The sequence below is a fragment of the Microvirga sp. RSM25 genome (assembly GCF_044784385.1).
Taxonomy (GTDB): domain Bacteria; phylum Pseudomonadota; class Alphaproteobacteria; order Rhizobiales; family Beijerinckiaceae; genus Microvirga; species Microvirga tunisiensis.
Map to the genome: position 1 here is coordinate 808,874 of NZ_CP173040.1, position 18,440 is coordinate 827,313.

General features: G+C 62.8%; 21 protein-coding genes. 16 read left to right on the forward strand and 5 right to left on the reverse strand.

Annotated features, from left to right (window positions below; all coding sequences use genetic code 11):
• Positions 1-2 precede the first annotated feature (2 nt).
• Both nodB and ACD578_RS29930 read right to left on the reverse strand, forming a co-directional pair.
• Complete coding sequence (gene nodB, locus ACD578_RS29925) at positions 3-662, reverse strand: chitooligosaccharide deacetylase NodB (RefSeq protein WP_404294589.1); 660 nt, start codon at positions 660-662, stop codon at positions 3-5.
• A complete protein-coding gene (locus ACD578_RS29930) occupies positions 659-1,249 on the reverse strand; it encodes a NodA family N-acyltransferase (RefSeq protein ID WP_404294590.1) in 591 nt (196 codons plus the stop codon). The genes nodB and ACD578_RS29930 overlap by 4 nt, the downstream gene beginning before the upstream one ends.
• Positions 1,250-2,521: 1,272 nt before the next feature.
• Here ACD578_RS29930 and ACD578_RS29935 point away from each other — a divergent pair.
• The 7 genes from ACD578_RS29935 to ACD578_RS29965 all read left to right on the forward strand — a co-directional run bounded on the left by ACD578_RS29935 (position 2,522) and on the right by ACD578_RS29965 (position 6,826).
• Positions 2,522-2,986 (forward strand): group II intron maturase-specific domain-containing protein, encoded by a 465-nt coding sequence (locus ACD578_RS29935; RefSeq protein WP_404295555.1) that lies wholly within the window; start codon positions 2,522-2,524, stop codon positions 2,984-2,986.
• 315 nt (positions 2,987-3,301) lie between these two features.
• Complete coding sequence (locus ACD578_RS29940; RefSeq protein WP_404294591.1) at positions 3,302-3,568, forward strand: hypothetical protein; 267 nt, start codon at positions 3,302-3,304, stop codon at positions 3,566-3,568.
• A gap of 270 nt (positions 3,569-3,838) precedes the next feature.
• Positions 3,839-3,997, forward strand: coding sequence for a hypothetical protein (locus ACD578_RS29945; protein WP_404294592.1), 159 nt, complete (start codon positions 3,839-3,841; stop codon positions 3,995-3,997).
• A gap of 47 nt (positions 3,998-4,044) precedes the next feature.
• Entirely contained in the window at positions 4,045-4,275 is a 231-nt protein-coding gene (locus tag ACD578_RS29950; RefSeq protein ID WP_404294594.1) for a hypothetical protein, read from the forward strand.
• Between the two features lie 18 nt (positions 4,276-4,293).
• Positions 4,294-4,956, forward strand: a complete 663-nt coding sequence (locus ACD578_RS29955; protein ID WP_404294595.1) for a DUF6766 family protein — start codon at positions 4,294-4,296, stop codon at positions 4,954-4,956.
• 313 nt (positions 4,957-5,269) lie between these two features.
• Complete coding sequence (locus ACD578_RS29960; protein WP_404294597.1) at positions 5,270-6,280, forward strand: patatin-like phospholipase family protein; 1,011 nt, start codon at positions 5,270-5,272, stop codon at positions 6,278-6,280.
• A gap of 282 nt (positions 6,281-6,562) precedes the next feature.
• A complete protein-coding gene (locus ACD578_RS29965) occupies positions 6,563-6,826 on the forward strand; it encodes a hypothetical protein (RefSeq protein WP_404294599.1) in 264 nt (87 codons plus the stop codon).
• 87 nt (positions 6,827-6,913) lie between these two features.
• Here the strand turns inward: ACD578_RS29965 and ACD578_RS29970 are convergent, their stop codons facing one another.
• Positions 6,914-8,824: a potassium transporter Kup gene (locus ACD578_RS29970; protein ID WP_404294600.1), complete on the reverse strand. Its 1,911-nt coding sequence runs from the start codon at positions 8,822-8,824 to the stop codon at positions 6,914-6,916.
• A gap of 346 nt (positions 8,825-9,170) precedes the next feature.
• On the opposite strand from ACD578_RS29970, the gene ACD578_RS29975 reads away from it, so the two are divergent.
• From ACD578_RS29975 to ACD578_RS29995, 5 genes are all read left to right on the forward strand, one after another.
• The gene (locus ACD578_RS29975; RefSeq protein WP_404295557.1) at positions 9,171-9,686 is read left to right on the forward strand and encodes a DUF4118 domain-containing protein; all 516 of its coding nucleotides are present in this window, start codon (positions 9,171-9,173) and stop codon (positions 9,684-9,686) included.
• 10 nt (positions 9,687-9,696) lie between these two features.
• A complete protein-coding gene (locus ACD578_RS29980) occupies positions 9,697-10,656 on the forward strand; it encodes an ATP-binding protein (RefSeq protein ID WP_404295560.1) in 960 nt (319 codons plus the stop codon).
• A complete protein-coding gene (locus ACD578_RS29985; protein WP_404294601.1) occupies positions 10,653-11,345 on the forward strand; it encodes a response regulator in 693 nt (230 codons plus the stop codon). Before ACD578_RS29980 ends, ACD578_RS29985 begins: the two co-directional genes overlap by 4 nt.
• Positions 11,346-11,426: 81 nt before the next feature.
• The gene (locus ACD578_RS29990) at positions 11,427-11,948 is read left to right on the forward strand and encodes a hypothetical protein (protein WP_404294603.1); all 522 of its coding nucleotides are present in this window, start codon (positions 11,427-11,429) and stop codon (positions 11,946-11,948) included.
• Between the two features lies 1 nt (position 11,949).
• A complete protein-coding gene (locus tag ACD578_RS29995) occupies positions 11,950-13,869 on the forward strand; it encodes a potassium transporter Kup (protein WP_404294605.1) in 1,920 nt (639 codons plus the stop codon).
• A gap of 27 nt (positions 13,870-13,896) precedes the next feature.
• Here ACD578_RS29995 and ACD578_RS30000 read toward each other — a convergent pair whose 3' ends face one another.
• Entirely contained in the window at positions 13,897-14,088 is a 192-nt protein-coding gene (locus tag ACD578_RS30000) for a hypothetical protein (protein ID WP_404294607.1), read from the reverse strand.
• A gap of 169 nt (positions 14,089-14,257) precedes the next feature.
• On the opposite strand from ACD578_RS30000, the gene ACD578_RS30005 reads away from it, so the two are divergent.
• The 4 genes from ACD578_RS30005 to ACD578_RS30020 all read left to right on the forward strand — a co-directional run bounded on the left by ACD578_RS30005 (position 14,258) and on the right by ACD578_RS30020 (position 17,636).
• On the forward strand, positions 14,258-15,271 hold the full coding sequence (locus tag ACD578_RS30005) for a magnesium and cobalt transport protein CorA (RefSeq protein WP_404294608.1): 1,014 nt from the start codon (positions 14,258-14,260) through the stop codon (positions 15,269-15,271).
• 388 nt (positions 15,272-15,659) lie between these two features.
• On the forward strand, positions 15,660-16,739 hold the full coding sequence (locus ACD578_RS30010; RefSeq protein WP_404294242.1) for an IS630 family transposase: 1,080 nt from the start codon (positions 15,660-15,662) through the stop codon (positions 16,737-16,739).
• Entirely contained in the window at positions 16,739-17,311 is a 573-nt protein-coding gene (locus ACD578_RS30015) for a PRC-barrel domain-containing protein (protein ID WP_404294610.1), read from the forward strand. Before ACD578_RS30010 ends, ACD578_RS30015 begins: the two co-directional genes overlap by 1 nt.
• A 112-nt stretch (positions 17,312-17,423) precedes the next feature.
• Positions 17,424-17,636, forward strand: coding sequence for a hypothetical protein (locus tag ACD578_RS30020; RefSeq protein ID WP_404294612.1), 213 nt, complete (start codon positions 17,424-17,426; stop codon positions 17,634-17,636).
• On the opposite strand, the gene ACD578_RS30025 is transcribed toward ACD578_RS30020, so the two are convergent.
• Positions 17,614-18,411, reverse strand: coding sequence for a TerC family protein (locus ACD578_RS30025; protein WP_404294613.1), 798 nt, complete (start codon positions 18,409-18,411; stop codon positions 17,614-17,616). The genes ACD578_RS30020 and ACD578_RS30025 overlap by 23 nt on opposite strands.
• Positions 18,412-18,440 lie beyond the last annotated feature (29 nt).

Consider the following 18,440-nt stretch of genomic DNA (forward strand, 5'->3'; position numbering starts at 1 on the left):
TCTCAGTGATGTCGAGGAAGCGAGCGGATTACAAATCCGCGCTCATGCAATGATGGAATCATGCGGCACAGTGCTGTGACGGTCTGGTCGCGCAGACCAGCGTCAGTGCCTGGTCTCAACTCGCCGGGAGGGCAGCCGTCGTGTAAAAGCACAATTGCGCCTGGCCGGACGGAGGCGAGCACCTCATCGACAATTGCGTCCTCACCGGGGCGGGACCAGTCTCGCGGGTCTACCGACCAGTGGAGGGCCGTTAATCCAGCGCTCGCTGATACAGTGAGCACTTCGTCGGTCCAGATCCCAAACGGCGCGCGCATGTGCCGCAGCGAGGCCTGGGGGCACGTCATTCTGACGACCCTATTTGCCTCAAGTATTTCACGTCGTACTTCGCTGGGGCCACAATTGGACAGATCCGGATGGGTCATCGTGTGGTTAGCGACCTCGTGCCCTTCTGTAATCATTCGTCGGATTAGTTGCGGCTGATCTAGTGCGTACGCGCCGATGACGAAGAAAGTCGCCGGCACCCGGTGTTCCGCCAGCACATCGAGGACTCCGGGTGTGCAATGCGGATTAGGGCCATCGTCAAACGTCAGATAAACGTTGCGAGTTGTGGTGCCATCAGCGCACTCACTGCGCACTTCGGATGAGAGATTGAGGTGCTTCATAGCTCCGGCCCGTTCCGCTCAATGATAGTACCGGTCGGCCAATCCGTTATCGGCCGTCCGATCGGTAAGACCACAGCGAGTACGTCCTCGACGCGCGTGGGGGGCAGCTCGAGATACACGTCTGGGAGGGTAGACCGCACGCGAACCTCCGAAATGATGGTCGCTAGACCGTTTCGGCAGAACCTCTCAACATGGTTCCGCAGCGCGTGCCGAACCGCGCCGAAAGCGAATGGAGCGCCAAGCTGATGCAGGACTGGATACATGACTCGGATCGAATGGCTGATTCCGAGCCCCTCAAGATCCGGACGTACCCCGTACAACCCTAGTTCGGCCACTAATAGGTCGACCGCGCCAACCTTGATGAAGCGGCGCAGCGCTCCAATATGAGCGGCTACACCGCTCGAGTCATAGCCGATTACACGGAGCTCCGGCCTCGCTCCGGCCCAGCTTCGGCTGCCTTCGAAAGGTTTTGCATTAAACGCCCCAGTCGGACCGTACGTCTTTCGAAAGAAGTCGGCGAGTTCGATATGGTCGGAGAGCTGCAGCTCATTTTCCCAACACAGTTTCCACCGCACCTGAGAGCGCATGTGAGGACCTCCTCTTTCCTGCGGTTATCTAAGGGACGCATCACACGGTCGAGGCGGCGCGATTGGTGCACGTCAGACGTTGTCGCCAGCGATCGTGGTGCTAGCCATGCGGTCTGATATAACCTTGGTAGCGCCGCATTCCAGAGCTGATGGGCTCTCTCACTGCTTCCTGCCCTTCCTGCGCCGTACGTAAATGCTGCCGCCGACGTCCTTGAGTTCGGGCAAGTGACACTGTCCTAATGCAGCATTCCGCAAGAGTGGTAAAATCGATTGTTTCGATGGCAGCTATCCACGTTATGGATCCAAGGGAAACATGCGGTTCAAGGGCCTTGATCTAAATCTCCTGGTCGCGCTCCACGCTCCCTGCTGGGCTGTTTGGTGGAGATCTTGCCGAAACCTGTGCGCACTACCTGCTTCTCGCTGGCACCGTCTTCCAGACGCGAGCCGAGGCCAAGGATGCAATTGGGGTTACATCGACGGCGTGCGCCATATCACCTGGCGCTGGATCCCTTTTCCAGAAAGGAGGGGTTTGGAAGAAATGACCCTTGGGCCAACGGCTTACCTGGCGGCGAAAGCCAAAGGGGACAGTAGCATGCCGATAAAGCAGACATGGTCCGAAGACGCTTACGGCCATGGTCTGCAAGGCCCGCGCGATAAGGTGAGAGCCGCATTGCTCGAACCTCAGCCTCCAGTGATGCAAATGTACATCCCTCGACACAGCGTCTGAGGTCGAGGCCATCGCGATAGAGCGATAAAGTCGTCGTCGCTCGAACCTTCCATGCGATGGGCGATGGGGAATAACCCCATTCAAGGAGACAGACGAGGCACCTACGTCGCGCTCGAGACGTCCAGCATCAAGGGAATATGGGATCGCCCGCCGCGCCGCGAGGCGCAGGGCGACGGAGCCACCGTAGTACTCCGAGGACGGGAAAGCCGTTCACATGGCGAAGGACCGCAGGTGTCTCGACGGCAATAGCTGGGAGGTAGCCGAAATGGCAACAGCCGAAACAGTGATGGCCGTCTACTCTGAAGAGCATGAGACACTGGAAAGCCGGATAAGACCGAAAGACTTATGTCCGGTTTGGAGAGAGGGATGGAGAAACCTGCCTCAGCAACGAGGCAAGGCGCTTCATCCCTACTCTACCGCACGCCCGGTTCGGGGAGGGGCGGTTGGAAAAGTGCCGGCGATGGCAACTCGCTAGCCGCCTACTCTACTTCGTCATCCTCAGCCGCGGTCGTGCGGTCGAGGCACTGACGTGGACAAAGGCCGTGATGACAAGGCTGGGACTGAGCCTCAACGAGGGCAAGACCTCGCTGAAGGATGCCCGCCAGGAGCGCTTCGACTTCCTCGGCTACTCGTTCGGGCCTCACTACTACAAAGCGAACGGCCGGCGGTATCTGGGCGCAAGCCCGTCCAAGAAGAGCGTGCACCGGCTCAAGGCGAAGGTCGCCAACTGGCTGACGCCCGGCCACACTGAACCATGGGAAGAAGTGCGCGATAGGCTGAACAGGTCCCTGCGCGGCTGGTCGAACGACTTCGCCTATGGGACATGTCGGCCGGCCTTCCGTGGGATGGACCAGTACGTCACGGAGCGCGTGCGCGCCTTCCTCGCCCGACGGCATAAGGTGCATGGGCGCGGCAACCGACAGTTCACCTTCGACGTGATCCATGGTGAACGCGGTGTGCTGGCTCTGGAGCGCTTGCCCCGAACGGCCCCGCCGTGGGCCTTGCGATGAAGCCGGTCGGAGAGCCGGATGCGGTAGCGCCGCACGTCCGGTTCGATGAGCGGGGATGGGAAACGGGGCGTTGCCGCATGGCCCAAGCTACCGCGCCCATCCTCGACTCTACCGGGGCTGACCTTAGCCGTACTTCTGCATCGCCGGGATGAGCGGACCTTCTTTCCCGCTTTAGCGGCACGCCCGAAGGCTTAGGAGTTCCTAAGCCTTGTCCCTCTCCATCCGTTTTAGTCAGCTCACACGGGCTGTGGCTGCTCAGAAACCAAAATTCGTATGTTATCTTCAGCCTGCGATCTCCCGACCTGAGGTGAGGTAATGCGGCAGCACGACATCGAAACTCTGTTTCCAAGACTCGGCCGCACCATTTACATGAACACAGCCTCGTTCGCCGTCGGCTGCGCACCGGCAGTCGATGCATTCAGATCTGCGGTCGAGACATGGAGTCAGGGCAGCTTCGATTATGTCGAAGCGGAGGCTGCCGGCGAAGAAGCAAGAGCAATCTTCTCGCGGCTGATCAATGCTCCCATTCAGAACGTTGCCCTCATTCCCACCGTGAGTGTGCGAAGCCGCACCGAAGGTTGACCCCTTGTGCGGGAGGTACAAAGCCTTGGTTTAGCGACACAAAGTGGAAATTCGGTGGGGTCACCATCGGCGCCGATGATGACCCCACCGACGCTCTGAGTTCGCCAGCAAAGTAATGCATTTAACGGCAGTCGGCTCGCGGGTGGTCATTCGATGCTGATTCACAGGGCAGGCTGCCTCCCGCCTTTGAGGTCCAAGCCCTGATCTGCTGGAAACTGGTCTTCGGTCTGTTCGTTGCCTATCGTGCGTGATTCTTGGCTTGGAGGGTTCATGATAGCCCCTAAGGATTGGTTTGCACGTTGCGGCTGCATCGCTCTCATTGTGGCCGCCTTCGCCTTCATCGGCGTCATTGTTGCCGAGCCCCTGCTGCGGCCGGTATGGTCGTCCCAGGTCACCATTGCCCAACTTGCTCCGGGAGGTTCGAGATAGGGAATTCCGCCGACGCGGAGCCGGATGGTCCGTCCCCCAAGCAAGCCTTGGAGGAGTTCGCCCGCAAAGAAAAGGTTCTCGCTTCCGAACTGGCATTGCTCGCCGCCGAGCTGGAGCGGCAGGGCCAGCCCGGGATCGCTGCCATGCTTCAACAGGCAAGCCGCCGCTACGGGATCTCCAGCGCACAGAACCGCGCCCTTGCGATGGCCTTGGATGAGGGGGCATGGCCCTCCGGAAACCAACATTCCTGTTCCGCGTTGCCGAAACGTAGCAGTTAGGAGCGTGAGGTCAGGCGAATGCGGCAGTTCGTGCGTAACAATGGGCTGTCGCTCACCTTGTTTGCCCTCTTCCTGATCTCCTTCATCGGCCAAGCCCTGACAGGCTGGAAGGCCGATGCCGAGGAGCTCCGCCTGCATGGGCTGCCCGAGATCGGGTTTCTCACCTATCTGACCAGCGGTCACTTCATCTCGGCGACCTTTGAGAACTGGGAAAGCGAATTCCTCCAGATGGCGACGTACGTGCTTCTGACGGTGTTCCTGTTCCAGAAGGGCTCGCCCGAGTCCAAGAAGCCCGATGAGGACAACCCCGAGGATGAAGCCCCGGCAACGAGGCGCCGCGAGCCGGATGCACCGGGTCCGGTTCACCGCGGCGGCCTGCTGCTGAAGCTCTACTCACACTCACTCAGCATCGCCCTGGTTGGGCTGTTTCTCGCCTCCTTCTGGCTGCACCTGGCGGGGAGCGCGCGCCGGATCAACGAGGAGGCAGTTCAGCATCATCAGCCCTCACAGACTATGATCGAGACACTCGCAGATCCGCAGTTCTGGTACGAGAGCTTCCAGAACTGGCAGAGCGAGTTCCTGTCCATCGCCGTGCTGCTGGTGCTCGGCATCTACCTGCGCGAACGTGGCTCGCCTGAGTCCAAGCCCGTGGCCGCCCCACACGCCATGACCGGGCATTGACCAAGCCAGCACCGTCGGCAGTCATGACCCTGCGGCCTCGGCCAGGACGGGCCGTGACCACGCGGGCAGTGCAAGGCTGAAGACGAGCCGTCGGGTTGCCTCCACCGACGGCACTCGATGGCCAGCGATGCAGGAAGTGTGATCAGGGACGATGCGGAACATCGGAATGTGCCTGCGAACTGCTCATTCCGAATGGGTGCAGGGCAAGGGCTTCCGCGAGGACAGACCTGCCCTGCACCGGGTTTTCGGAACGGTCACGGTGCACCCCCGTTGATGCCCGGCACCGGCATGGTGCACCGCACAACGAGGTTCCATGAAGTTCGCGCCCGACGATTACCTTGCCTTCTTCCCTCTCCACCATGAAGTCGAGGATCATTCTCCGCTTCGCCTCCAATCCCGAAGCCGGGCTGCTGCGAAGAAGAGGCGGATCTCTCTGGCTCTGCAGGGCGGCGGATCGTTCGGGGCCTTCACTTGGGGCGTGCTCGACCGCCTGCTGGAGGACGAGACCATCACCTTCGATGCCGTGAGCGGCGCCAGCGCCGGTGCCGTCAACGCCGTTCTGCTCGCCTCAGGGCTGGCGCAGGGCGGCCCCGAGGCGGCGAAGGAGTCCCTCGAACGCTTTTGGAAGCGCGCCAGCGAGGCAGCCCCCAGAGCCCACGCCGGTCTCGCCGTCGAAGTTGCTGTCCGCCATCTCTCGCCGTACCAGTTCAACCCGTTCAACCTGCATCCGCTGAAGACGCTTCTGGCCGAGGAGGTCGACTTCGAGGCCCTGCAGCAATCGAAACTCAAGTTGCTGGTCGCCACGACGCGGGTGCGCGACGGGCGCCTGCGGGTCTTTCGAGAGAAGGCCGTCACACTCGACGTGATCCTCGCCTCGACCTGCCTGCCGGTCCTGCACCATGCGGTGTCTATCGACGGCGAGGCATACTGGGACGGCGGGTACTCCGCCAACCCGCCCTTGCTCCCGCTCGTCTCCGCTTCACGGGCGACAGATGCACTGGTGGTGCAGATCATGCCCTCGGTCGGGGCCGAGATGCCAACGTCGGCGTCGGAGATCCGCAAGCGCATCGAGCAGATCACGTTCGCCAGCTCGCTGGCGCGAGACATGGACGCCTTGGCCGCCATGAAGGAACTTGCCGGTCCCCACGACCAAGGATCCCGCCTGGCCCGCAAGCTGCAAAAGCTGCGGCTCCATCACCTCTCGGCGGAGGCTGAGTATCCGGCCTTGGGCGAGGCCAGTGCGCTCAACCTGGATTGGACCTTCCTGCTGGCGCTCCGGGATGCAGGCCGCCGGGCAGCGGAGCGGTGGCTCGGCCACGGATAGTGATGCACGACGTGCCGAAGCGTGCCCCATCAACGGACGCCGCATCAGGAACAACGTCATCGAGGGTTTCCACTTCGGAACGACCTTCAGGATACCCTCGTCCTTCCACGCAAGGGGGCCTCATCTGATCCACTTCTCGGAACGGCCGACATGTTGACGCCGTCGACTGGGCCATAACCGTGCTCGCTACCGCGGGGCATTCGGCGCTCCCGGGGACTTTCCGGCGCCCGCCTGCGTTATCAGGAGGGCCGCGAGCTCAGGCTTGCCTCTCGAGGTTGCGACGTGGCGATCAAGGATTTGCAGAACCTGATGTGGAACGGAGCAATCCTCTCCGGCGGGTTGTCCGTCGTCGCTCGTGTGCATGCGAGGCAGGCATGGAAGAGGTTCGAGGCAGCCCTGGCGGATGCCCGCGCTCATGATGCAGGTAACAGGCTCTACCAGCGGGACTGGGATTTCAGGTACTGGCACGGGATCGGGCTATGGACGGCCGGGCTCTCGATCCTCTGCTCCATCCTGTGGCTCTTTTCCAGGCTGCTCTACCTGTGATCCGCCCCGTGCGGTCGGACGGGCAGGCGCACGACCGGAGTCTTGCTCGGGGCTGCGCCCTGCCGACTTGGTTCGTTCCTTCATCGGTCAGATCGTGATCCGCGAGCCCACCTCGACCGCCCGGTCCTCCGGGATGCAGAACTGGTCCGAAATGTCGCTCGCGGAGCGCGCCATCGGAATGAAGATGTAGTCCTGCCACAGCGGCAGTCCCGCCTGCGCCGACGCTTGCAGCGCCCGCCGAGACAGGAAGAACGACGCATTGTCGAGATCGAGCCCCGCCGCCCGGAGAGCCTTCGGGAGATTGGGGCTCTCCATAAAGCCGAACCGCACCGTCACCCGCGAAAACCGCTCCGAGAGCTTCTCCACCGTGACGCGGCCCTCATCCGGACGACGCGGGATCTCCTCGGTGACCACCGTCAGAATGATGTTGTGGTCATGCAGAACCTTGTTGTGCTTCATGTTGTGCAGCAGGGCAGCCGGCACATCCTGGGCGTTGCCGGTCGGGAAGATGGCCGTGCCGGGCACCCGCGGCACCGAGCTGCTTTCGGCCGTGCGCATGAACTCGGGCAGGGGTGGACGCCCCCGGTGCGAGATCTCGGCCAGCAGGCGTGTGCCTTTGCGCCAGGTCCGCATCAGGATGAACAGCCCCGTCCCGACCAGCAGCGGGAACCAGCCACCGTGTGGGATCTTGAGCGCGTTGGCACCCAGAAAGACGAGCTCAATGGCGAGGAACGGCGCAATCATCAGCCCGGCAACAGCTGGCGACCAGCGCCAGAACTTCCAGGCCACAATGAACAGCAGGGATGAGGTGATGACCATGTCGCCGGTCACAGCAAGTCCATAAGCTGCGGCCAGGGCGCTCGATGACTCGAACAGGACGACGACCAGAACCACCGCCGTGAGCAGGAGCCAGTTGATGGTGGGAACGTAGATCTGGCCCTTTTCCGTCTCGGAGGTGCGCATGACACGGAAACGCGGCAGTACCCCTAGGTTCATCGCCTGCTCCGAGATCGAGAACGCGCCGGTGATGACCGCCTGGCTGGCGATGATGGTGGCGACCGTGGCGAGGATCACCATCGGCAGCAACGCCCAGGAGGGGTAGAGCAGGAAAAACGGGTTCTCCAGCCCCTCCGGGTGCGCCAGCAGCATGGCGCCTTGGCCAAGATAGTTGAGCGCGAGCGCCGGCAGGACGAGGCCGACCCAGGCGGTGCGGATGGGCGAGCGTCCGAAGTGGCCCATGTCGGCATAGAGCGCCTCCGCCCCGGTCACGGAGAGGAACACCGCGCCCAGGGCAAGGAGACCGGCCGTGCCGTGGTTCACCAGGAAGCTGAGACCATGCACCGGGTTGATGGCGGCAAGGATGCTGAGATCGTCCCGGATGTGCATCAGGCCACCCACGGCCATGACCAGGAACCAGAAGGCCGTGATCGGGCCGAACCAGGTGGCCACGCTGGCCGTGCCGAACCGCTGGACGGCAAACAATGCGATCAGGATCGCGAGGCTGATCGGTACCACATAGGGATCGAAGGCCGGCGTGACCAGCTTGAGACCTTCGACTGCGGAAAGGACCGAGATGGCAGGGGTGATAATCGTGTCGCCGTAGAACAGGGAGGCTCCGACCATGCCGAGAACGATGGTGATCCCGGTGCTGTGGCCGAGAGCGCGCTGGGCGAGCGTCACGAGCGAGAGGGTGCCGCCCTCGCCATTGTTGTCAGCTCTCAGGACAAAGACCACGTACTTGATCGTCACGATGATGATCAGCGTCCACAGGATCAGAGAGACCACCCCGAGCACCATCTCGCGAGTGAGGACGCCCGAGCCGGCATGCCCCGTGGCGGCGGCGAGGCTTTCCTTGAGGGCGTAGAGCGGGCTGGTGCCGATGTCGCCGTAGACCACCCCGATGGTGCCAAGGGTCAGGGCCCAGAAGGAGGTCGGAGCCGCATGCCCGTGCTCGGCAGGGCTGACATCCACCCGTTCGCTGATACCGGTTGCGGCCATGAACCCTCTCACCTGTTCAGTGGGGAACAGGCTCCCCTCGGCTCAACGTGGCTGCGCGGTGGAGGGTTTCATTCTTAGCCTGCTTAGCCTGCGCCGGGAACTTCGTCCCCGACGGAATGCCGACTTGGGCGATCCCGGGACGGGGAACCCGGACCCTTGCGGCGCGTGCCGCGCCACGATCCAGGCCCTCCCGGCCTGACCCATGGCCACGGGCTGCGGCATGACATAGAACTTTCACCCGATGGTCGCTTTTGGTTTCCGCCTGCCTCGTGCCCTGCGATCCCCGTCCCGGACCGGACGCAGGGATCCCTCGACGCATGCCAGGAGCGGCCGGCGCCTTCTCGCGATGGTTGGGCCTTATCTTTGGTCCGCTGCAGCGGTGATCACCGCTGCGGGAATTGGCCTTGCACTGACGTCCCAGGTTCGCCTCCCGAACGTCTCAATGGTCTTCCTTCTGGCGGTCCTGTTTTCCGCAGCCCGGTTCGGCATCTGGCCCGCCCTGGTCTCATCGGGGCTGTCGTTCCTAGCTTACAACTTCTTCTTCATCGAGCCGCTGCATAGCTTTGGGGTCACCGAGCCTCATGAACTGCTCGCGCTGTTCGTGCTCTTGGCCGTTGCGGTCCTGACCTCGACCATCGCCGGCCATGCCCGGGAGCAGGCAAGACGCGCGGCCGAACGGGAGGTCGCATCGCGGCGCCTGTACAAGTTCGCCCGCCGTCTCTCGGCCTTGGCCGATCCCCAGTCCGTTGTGGATCACGCCGCCATCCAGGCCCATGGCGACCTGCGGTGCCCGTGCATGATCCTGCTGTCCGAGGGGGCGGGCTCGTGGTATCGGCAGCCTGGCCCCCAAAGATCAACTTGACCCGGAGGCTCTGGCGACAGCGAGCCACGCCCTCACGAGGGGAGAGGCGACCGGCATGGGGACCGCCCACTGCCCGACCGTGCCCTGGCTCTTCCTGCCCCTTCGGACACCGGAGGGGGCCGTCGGCGTCATCGGTGCCGCCCTTTCGGACGACGTCCTCGATCCGGAGGCCCGAACCCTGTTCGAGACGGTGGCCGAGCTCACGGCTACGGCTCTGGAGCGGGCGCGGCTCGGACAGGAAATTACCGCTGCGCGAACCACCGCCGAGACCGAGCGGGTCCGAAACACTCTGCTGGCCTCGGTCAGCCATGACTTCCGGACCCCGCTGGCCTCGATCTTGGGAGCCTCTACTAGCCTGATCGAATACGGCGCCCGGCTGCCGGAGCCGGCTCGGCGCGACCTGCTGGTCCAAGTGAAGGACGAGGCGGAACACCTGGATGGCATGGTCAAGAACCTGCTGGCCATGACGCGGTTGGAGGCCGGGGCACTGGAGCTCAACCGTGACTGGATCGATCTTCAGGAGATGTTCGACCGTGCCGTCGCCATGGTCAGGCGGCGCGGGGCGCCCCAGGCGTTCCGTGTTGTCGTGGAGGCGGGGCTCCCCTTCGTCTGGGCTGATCCGAACCTGCTGGATCAAGCCCTGGCGAACCTGGTCGGCAATGCCATCCAGCACACAGGCGCTGATGCCCATATCATCCTGGAAGCCAAGCGTGAGGCGGGCATGGTTGTGCTCTCAGTGACCGATGATGGGCCCGGGATCGCTCCGGATGTGTTCCCACACATCTTCGGGAAGTTCGTGCGGGCGTCAAGGTTAGGTGGCGATGCCGGAGAAGGGACCGGGCTCGGCCTCGCGATTGTCAAAGGGATCGTCGAGGCTCATGACGGGACCGTGGCTGCAGCAAGTCCTGTTGCGGGCCGGCGCGGTACGCGGATCGAGATCAGGCTGCCGCTCCCGAAGGAAGATCCATGACCCATCCACCCCGCGTCCTGGTCGTCGACGACGAACCGGCCATCCACCGCTTCCTCACGCCGGCGCTCCAGGCGAACGACTACGAGGTGCTCAGGGCGGACAAAGGCGGCGACGCCCTGCGGTGCATCGCGTCGGAAACGCCGGACCTTGTGATCCTGGACCTCGGTCTGCCCGACATGGACGGCAAGGACATCATCGCCCGGGTGCGCGAGTGGTCCGACGTGCCGATCATCGTGCTCTCCGCCCGCGACCGCGAGGCCGAGAAGGTAGCGGCCCTCGACCTTGGGGCCAATGATTTCGTCAACAAGCCCTTCGGCGTGGGCGAACTCATGGCCCGCCTGCGCACAGCCTTGCGCCATCGCATGCAGCGCCAGGGCGAGACGCCGGTCGTGAGCGTCGGCGGCCTGCTGATCGATATCCCGCGCCGACAGGTGACGTGGCAGGGCACCGAGGTGAGCCTCAGTCCAAAAGAGTTCGAGCTTCTGGCCTTCCTGGCCCGTCATGCCGGCAAGGTGGTGACCCACCGGCAGATCCTGACCGCCGTCTGGGGACCGGCCCACGAGCACGACACCCAGTACCTGCGGGTGTATGTCGGCCAGCTCCGGCAGAAGATCGAGCCGAACCCGTCCGACCCCCACTTCATCCTCACCGAACCGGGCATCGGCTATCGCCTGCTCGACATGGATTGAGGATCGGCTGGTCGGGCGTCTTTATACGGCCTTTATATCCCGCCCCGCACTTCCGCATCGAATTTTTATGCGAGCCACGTCATGTCTCACCCTGCTGGTCGGGACCCGGTCCCGACCCCCTGTGGGACAGCCGGCATGTGGTTCAAGCACAACCAGGAACGCGAACTCCGCTCGCTTCTGGCGAGGATCGAGGCAGCCGCCGAGCCTACGGGCGATTTGGTCGCGGAGCTTCTGCGCCATGCTTGTCCCCGGCTCCAGGGGGCGCACAAACCCAATGATTCCGTGCGGCGGTTCATTGAGGCGCAGGCCTGGGTTGAGCTTGGTTTCTGGCTGATCGGCTGGGAGCTGCCCGATTGGGTGATCCACCGCCTGTCCTGCGATGACAGCCGCTGGAACTGCGCGATCTGCGTCCGCGGCCTCGCCATCAACTGGGTCGAGGACGTGGCCGAGTTTCAGCACGACAACCCGGCCCTGGCGATCCTCGGCGCCCTGGTCCAGGCCCAGCTCCGTAAAATCCAGGGACCCACTCCCAGCAATGTCACGCCCTTCCGACGGATGGAGCGGGGCAAAGCTCATCACGTGAACAACGATGCAGAGAGATAACATGACAGCAACGGTTTCGGGCCAGGCTGGGCCTGCCGACCTCACGGCCCAGCCTGCGCCCCCGCATGCGTCCGGCTTCTGGACCTTGACGCTGGGCTCGCTCGGGGTCGTCTACGGCGACATCGGCACCAGCCCGCTCTACGCTCTGAAGGAGTCTCTTTCAGCCGCGGCCGCTGGCGGGACCGTTAGCCGTGAGATGGTGTTCGGGATCGTGTCGCTCATCCTGTGGGCGCTGATCTTCATCGTGACGATTAAGTACGTGCTCTTCATCCTGCGGGCCGACAACAACGGCGAGGGCGGCACGCTGACGCTGATGGCACTGGCGCAACGAGCCATGGGTCATAACGTCCTCACGATTACCCTGCTCGGCATGGTTGGGGCAGCCCTATTCTACGGCGACGCCATCATCACGCCGGCCATCTCGGTGCTGTCTGCGGTCGAAGGGCTCAAGCTGGTGACGCCGGCGTTCGATCCCTATGTGGTGCCTGTCAGCTTAGCGATCATGATTGGCCTCTTTGCTGTGCAGAGCCACGGCACGGCCCGCGTTGCGGCGTGGTTCGGCCCAATCACGGCCGTCTGGTTTGCCCTTATGGCCGTTGGCGGTCTTCGGCACATCGCCGACGATTCGAGCATCCTCGCCGCGATCAGCCCGACCTACGGGATTGCCTTTCTCGCCACGCACGGAAAGGCCGGCCTGTTGGCCCTCGGTGCCGTCTTCCTGGCGGTCACCGGCGCTGAGGCGCTCTATGCTGACATGGGTCATTTCGGGCGACGTCCGATCCAGGTTGCGTGGCTCGGTTTCGTCCTGCCGTGCCTGGCCCTGAACTATCTTGGCCAGGGCGCGCTGCTTCTCGATGATCCCGACAAGATCGAGAACCCCTTTTTCCTGCTCTATCCTGACTGGGCTCTCCTGCCGATGGTCGGGATGGCAACACTTGCCACGATTATCGCCAGCCAGGCGGTGATTACGGGGGCGTTCTCCTTGACCCAGCAGGCCATCCAGCTCGGGCTTCTGCCCCGCATGCAGATCCGCTGGACGTCTGAGACCGAGAAGGGGCAGATTTACGTGCCCCGGGTCAACTGGCTGTTGCTCGCGGCCGTCCTGTTCCTGGTCGTCATTTTCAGGAGCTCGAGCGCCCTGGCCCATGCCTACGGGATTGCCGTCACCGGCACGATGGTGGTCACAGCCGTCATGGCCTTTTTCGTGGCATGGCGATTCTGGAACTGGCCCTTCTGGCTTGCCGCGACAGTGATCACACCGTTCCTGCTGGTCGACACGATCTTCCTGGCGGCGAATGCCCTCAAGATCCCGCAGGGCGGCTGGATGCCTTTGCTGGTCGGTGCAGTGCTGGTCACCCTGATGATGACCTGGAGGCAGGGCACCCGCATCATCATCGACAAAACCCGCAAGGTCGACGTGCCGCTGTCCGAACTCGTCACCATGCTGGAAAAGAGCCCGCCGCATCGGGTCAAGGGCACGGCCGTGTTCCTGACGAGCGATCCCGAGACCGCACCGGCCGCCCTGCTGCACAACCTCAAGCACAACAAGATCCTGCACGAGCAGAACGCCGTGCTGACGGTCCAGACCGAGGATGCCCCTCGGATCAGCGATGAGGAGCGGGTCAAAATCGAGCCCATCGGCGACAGCTTCTGGCGTATCCGGCTGAGCTACGGTTACATGGAGACGCCTAACATTCCACGTGGCCTTGTCCTCCTGCGCAAGCAGGGCTTCAAGTTCGACATCATGGCAACATCGTTCTTCCTGTCGCGGCGTTCGATCCGTCCCTCTGCCCACTCAGGGATGCCGCTGTGGCAGGACAAGATCTTCATCAGCCTCGCCAAGTCCGCGGCCGATGCCACCGATTTCTTCCAGATACCAACGGGTCGGGTCGTGGAGGTCGGAACCCAGGTGACGGTCTAACAAGGCGAGAGCGAGAAACCGGGTCAGTCAGTCCGCGTCTGGCGGATCGGCGGGAACCGGGAGCCAATGAGATGGCTTCAGCACGACGCTCATGTCGATGTAGGCCAGCCATTTGCCCCGGAACCACACACCGGTGTGCCAGCCCCCCTGATCAGGGCAGAAGAGAAGGAGGGGCGTGTCATCCTCTTCCGGAGCAGTGGAGATCGGTCGAGGCGTCATGGGGCATCCTGCCGTAGCCGGACAGCCTGTGCCGTAGTCGCTCCCTCCCGGCAACACCTGGCTCAGTGCTACTGGGGATTGTCCCCAGGAGAGCGGCTGAGACACGGCGCCAAGGGCGGGTTGTTCCCCGGGCCTGACACCGGACGGGGCTGCCCTGCGTTGATCAATCATGTCGGACACTCTCAAGATCGTATCTAATCAGCCCAAGGATACCCCAGGCGTCGTCGCCTCGGCAGCTTACGCGGGTGGGCGGCGCGTGGCCGAGGTGCCCATCGAGGACGTCGGAGAGTGGTCACGCAAGCCCGGGCACGTGGTCTGGATTGGCCTGCACGAGCCCGGTCTCGACCTTCTGAGGAGGGTCCAGGCGGAGTTCGGCCTGCATGAGCTCGCCATCGAGGATGCCCTCAAGGCCCATCAGCGACCCAAGATCGAGCAATACGGCGACGCGCTGTTCGTCGTCGCCCGGACGGCTCAGATGGTGGAGGGGCGTATCGCCTTCGGCGAGACCCACCTGTTCGTCGGGCGCGGCTACGTGGTCTCCGTCCGCCATGGCGCCTCGACGACCTATACGCCGGTGCGGGAGCGCTGCGAGGCCGTGCCGAAGGCGCTCTCGGAGGGCGAGGACTTCATCCTCTATGCCATTCTCGACTTCATCGTCGACAACTACATTCCGGTCATCGAGACGATCCAGGAAGAGGTGGAGGAGATCGAGGACAGCATCCTGACCGCGAACCAGCCGCAGAGCCAGATCGTCCGGCTTTATCAGCTGCGCCGGGACCTCCTGCGCCTGCGCAACGCCGCGGTGCCGCTGGTGGAAGTGTGCCGGCGCCTCGAACAGCCGGGGATGCCGGGCGTGGACGCCGCGATGCAGCCGCTCTTCCGCGACGTCTCCGACCACATCCGCCGGGTGCAGGAGGAGATCGAGTCGCTGCGGGAGGTGCTGGCCTTTGCGTTTGAATCCAGCCTGATGACCGGCCAGTCGCAGCAGAACGAGATCACCCGCAAGCTGGCGGCCTGGGCGGCCATCCTGGCCGTGCCCACTGCGGCGGCCGGGCTCTATGGAATGAACTTCGATGTGCTGCCCGAGCTGCATTGGAAATACGGCTACCCGTTCGTGCTGACGATCATCGTGTTGACCTGTACGTGGCTGTATTGGCGGTTTCGCCAGAAGCAGTGGCTCTAGGCCGCAGTGTCAAAGCTACTCTCAACCGCTTTCGAAGGGCAGCAGCGAAGGGTTAGCCACACGGACGGATCCCAGGACTGTGGAGACCATGGAACACGGCTCACCCGAGTCGAATCCAGCTGCGGCTCCACACGCGATGACTGAGCACTGAGCCAGAAACAGGATCCTTGTCGGCGAGAGGCTTGGGGATGTTCCGCAAAGGCTCGATTGTGTCTCGCAAGATTTGCCGTTGTGGGCGCCAGATCGGACCTGAAGGGCGCGAGCCTGCGTTTCCATACTGATCATGAGGCAATGCCCCTGGGCTACCGTTCCCGATGAGAGGGAGGTGCTAATGTTCTGTCACTGACGGGTGATTCCGAAATCCAGTGCAACATGCGATCCTGCCAGGATGGGTAAGATCGAACGCATTGAGGTTCCGACGGCTGATCGGGATCGCCTGGAGAACCTGGTCCGGGATCGCAATACGCCCCAGAAGGTTGTCTGGCGGGCTCGGATTGTTCTGCTGACGGGCGAGGGCTTGCGCGCCACCGAGGTGGCCGCCCGCGTTGGCACGAGCACTCTGACCGTCCGGCGCTGGCGCCGTCGCTATGCGCAGGCTGGCGTGGAGGGGCTTCTCAAGGACGCCTCTCGCCCACCGGGGCGCAAGCCTCTTTCGACCGCTGTGATCCATCGGGTTGTCGACATGACCCTGCATGAGAAACCACCGCGAGCGACCCACTGGAGCGTGCGCTCGATGGCGGCTGCCGTGGGCCTGTCCCACACCAGCGTGCAGCGGATCTGGCACGCCCACGGCCTCAAGCCGCACTTGGTCAAGACGTTCAAGCTCTCCACTGACAAACGTTTCGTCGAGAAGGTTCAGGACGTGGTCGGCTTGTATCTCGATCCGCCGGACAGGGCCCTGGTTCTCTCGGTTGATGAGAAGTCTCAGATCCAGGCGCTTGACCGCACCCAGCCGGGCTTGCCGCTCAAGAAGGGGCGCGCCGGCACGATGACCCATGACTATAAACGGCATGGCACCACGACCTTGTTTGCCGCTCTCGATGTGGCGACCGGAACGGTCCTGGGCACCTGCATGAAGCGGCATCGCCATCAGGAGTTTCTCCGCTTCCTGCGCGTCATCCATCGCAACACCGACAAGCGCCTCGACCTGCACCTGATTGTCGATAATTACGCGACGCACAAGCACCCAAAGGTGAAAGCTTGGTTGGCGAAGCACCCTCGCTTCCACCTGCACTTCACGCCGACATCGGCCTCGTGGCTCAACCAGGTCGAGCGGTTCTTCGCCCTGATCACCCAAGAGAGCATCCGCCGCAACGCTTTCACCAGCGTTCCTGACTTGGAGGCCACGATCATGGAATACCTGGAGTACCACAATGCTGATCCGAAGCCCTTCGTCTGGACGGCTTCTGCCGCCACTATCCTCGAAAAGGTCTTTCGTGCGAAACAAGCGTTAGAGTCACAACACTAATGAGACGGACAATCTATTACGTGTTCCAATCGGCAAGTGCCCCTGACCTGCGCGGCATCACCGGCGATCCGGACGGGACAACGCTCCCTGCGAGCGGTGGACCTTGGACCTTGGAGCGGCAGATCGCGCCGGATGAGCCTTGGAATGTGGATATCAATCAAGCGGTCGTAGAGTTCGGGATCGTGGAGAATGGTTTTTACCTCTCGGGTCCGATCCTCCAGCACACCTCACCCAAGCCGGTCATCGAAAGCGATCGTGTCGAGGGCACGGCGGTGTTCGATCTCCAGGGGCATCGGATCGGCACCATCAAGCGGCTCCTGATCGAGAAGGTGAGTGGCCGAGTGACCTATGTCGATGTGACCTTCGGCGGCTTCCTGGGACTTGGGGTCCACCATCACACCGTCCCGTGGGAGAAGCTCACCTATGACACAGGGCTTCAAGGGTATCGTACCGAAATCACCGAAGAGCAGGTCCGGGGTGCTCCTGCATTCTACGGTGATGACAAAGTCTGGCCTGACAAGAAACGCGAGCAGGAGTTGTGGGACTACTGGCGTGATCGGCCCACGAGTTGAGCGTTGGTAACAGCCCTTCCTTATGCCGCCGTAGCTCGCCACAGAACGTGACGGGAAGCTAATCGGCCCGTCGGCGCTACCATCCTTGAGGAAGCATCGAAGCGGGCTGAACTTGGCCGTCCATTTGGATGCCCATGCCGACCGGGTTTTCACACTCGATGCGAAAGGCCATCCAACCAGACCAAGGATCATCCATACCGTGCTCAGCGGCTCGATACCCATGCCCGACCTCGACCGAGCTTGGGGCTATCCGTTCGGGTCGGCCCTGATCCTGGTCAGTGCCATCATTCCCCTGATCTGGTTCAAGTGGCGGGGCTGGTTCTAGCCTGCGGTTCATCACCATTCTCGACCGCAGCTTCCGGGTTGCCATAGGGATTATGAAGATGGACCACCTTTGCGGCCCGGCGCCGCGCGATCGTGTTGAGCGCCTCGACGGCAACCGAGAAGACCATCGAGACGTAGATGAAGGCGTGATTGAAATGAACGCCGAATCCGTCGGCTACAAGCGTGGTGCCGATCATCACCAGAAACGAGAGCGCCAACATCTTGGTGGTCGGATGGCGTTCAACGAACTCGCCCACCGGGCGTGCCGCCGCCATGAGCACGATCATGGACAGGATGACGGCGACCGCCATGACCCAGATCTCCGTCGCCAAACCAACCGCCGTGACAATCGAGTCGATTGAGAACACCAGATTGATGACCGCGATCTGAATCACGACCGTGGCCACCTTGCCATAAACCTTGGCCGTGGCCTCGCCTTCGACCCCTTCGAGATTGGCATGGATCTCCTGCACGGCCTTGTAGACGAGGAAGATGCCACCGGCGATCAGGATCAGGTCCTTGCCCGTGAAGCTCTGGCCAAAGGCTGAGAACAAGGGTTCGGTGAGGCTGAGAACCCACCCGATGGCAAAGAGCAGAACCAGGCGGGGCACCAGGGCCAAGGTCATTCCAAGCTTGCGGGCGAGCGGCTGCTGCGGGCTGGGCAGCTTGCCGACCAAGAGTGCGATGACCACCAAGTTGTCGACACTGAGCACCACCTCCAGGGCGGTCAGGGTGAGAAGGCTGAGCCACACCTGAGGGTCGAAGAGCGTGTTCATTGTCGTGATCTCCTCAATCGTTGAAGGCC

Coding starts and splice junctions, on each gene's coding strand:
- ACD578_RS30025 (WP_404294613.1), bottom strand. CDS start 18,411: ATGAACACGCTCTTCGACCCTCAGGTGTGGCTCAGCCTTCTCACCCTG.
- ACD578_RS29985 (WP_404294601.1), top strand. CDS start 10,653: ATGACCCATCCACCCCGCGTCCTGGTCGTCGACGACGAACCGGCCATC.
- ACD578_RS30010 (WP_404294242.1), top strand. CDS start 15,660: ATGGGTAAGATCGAACGCATTGAGGTTCCGACGGCTGATCGGGATCGC.
- ACD578_RS29960 (WP_404294597.1), top strand. CDS start 5,270: ATGAAGTTCGCGCCCGACGATTACCTTGCCTTCTTCCCTCTCCACCAT.
- ACD578_RS29940 (WP_404294591.1), top strand. CDS start 3,302: ATGCGGCAGCACGACATCGAAACTCTGTTTCCAAGACTCGGCCGCACC.
- ACD578_RS29930 (WP_404294590.1), bottom strand. CDS start 1,249: ATGCGCTCTCAGGTGCGGTGGAAACTGTGTTGGGAAAATGAGCTGCAG.
- ACD578_RS29935 (WP_404295555.1), top strand. CDS start 2,522: ATGACAAGGCTGGGACTGAGCCTCAACGAGGGCAAGACCTCGCTGAAG.
- nodB (WP_404294589.1), bottom strand. CDS start 662: ATGAAGCACCTCAATCTCTCATCCGAAGTGCGCAGTGAGTGCGCTGAT.
- ACD578_RS29955 (WP_404294595.1), top strand. CDS start 4,294: ATGCGGCAGTTCGTGCGTAACAATGGGCTGTCGCTCACCTTGTTTGCC.
- ACD578_RS29970 (WP_404294600.1), bottom strand. CDS start 8,824: ATGGCCGCAACCGGTATCAGCGAACGGGTGGATGTCAGCCCTGCCGAG.
- ACD578_RS30000 (WP_404294607.1), bottom strand. CDS start 14,088: ATGACGCCTCGACCGATCTCCACTGCTCCGGAAGAGGATGACACGCCC.
- ACD578_RS29945 (WP_404294592.1), top strand. CDS start 3,839: ATGATAGCCCCTAAGGATTGGTTTGCACGTTGCGGCTGCATCGCTCTC.
- ACD578_RS29990 (WP_404294603.1), top strand. CDS start 11,427: ATGTCTCACCCTGCTGGTCGGGACCCGGTCCCGACCCCCTGTGGGACA.
- ACD578_RS30015 (WP_404294610.1), top strand. CDS start 16,739: ATGAGACGGACAATCTATTACGTGTTCCAATCGGCAAGTGCCCCTGAC.
- ACD578_RS29975 (WP_404295557.1), top strand. CDS start 9,171: ATGGTTGGGCCTTATCTTTGGTCCGCTGCAGCGGTGATCACCGCTGCG.
- ACD578_RS29995 (WP_404294605.1), top strand. CDS start 11,950: ATGACAGCAACGGTTTCGGGCCAGGCTGGGCCTGCCGACCTCACGGCC.
- ACD578_RS30005 (WP_404294608.1), top strand. CDS start 14,258: ATGTCGGACACTCTCAAGATCGTATCTAATCAGCCCAAGGATACCCCA.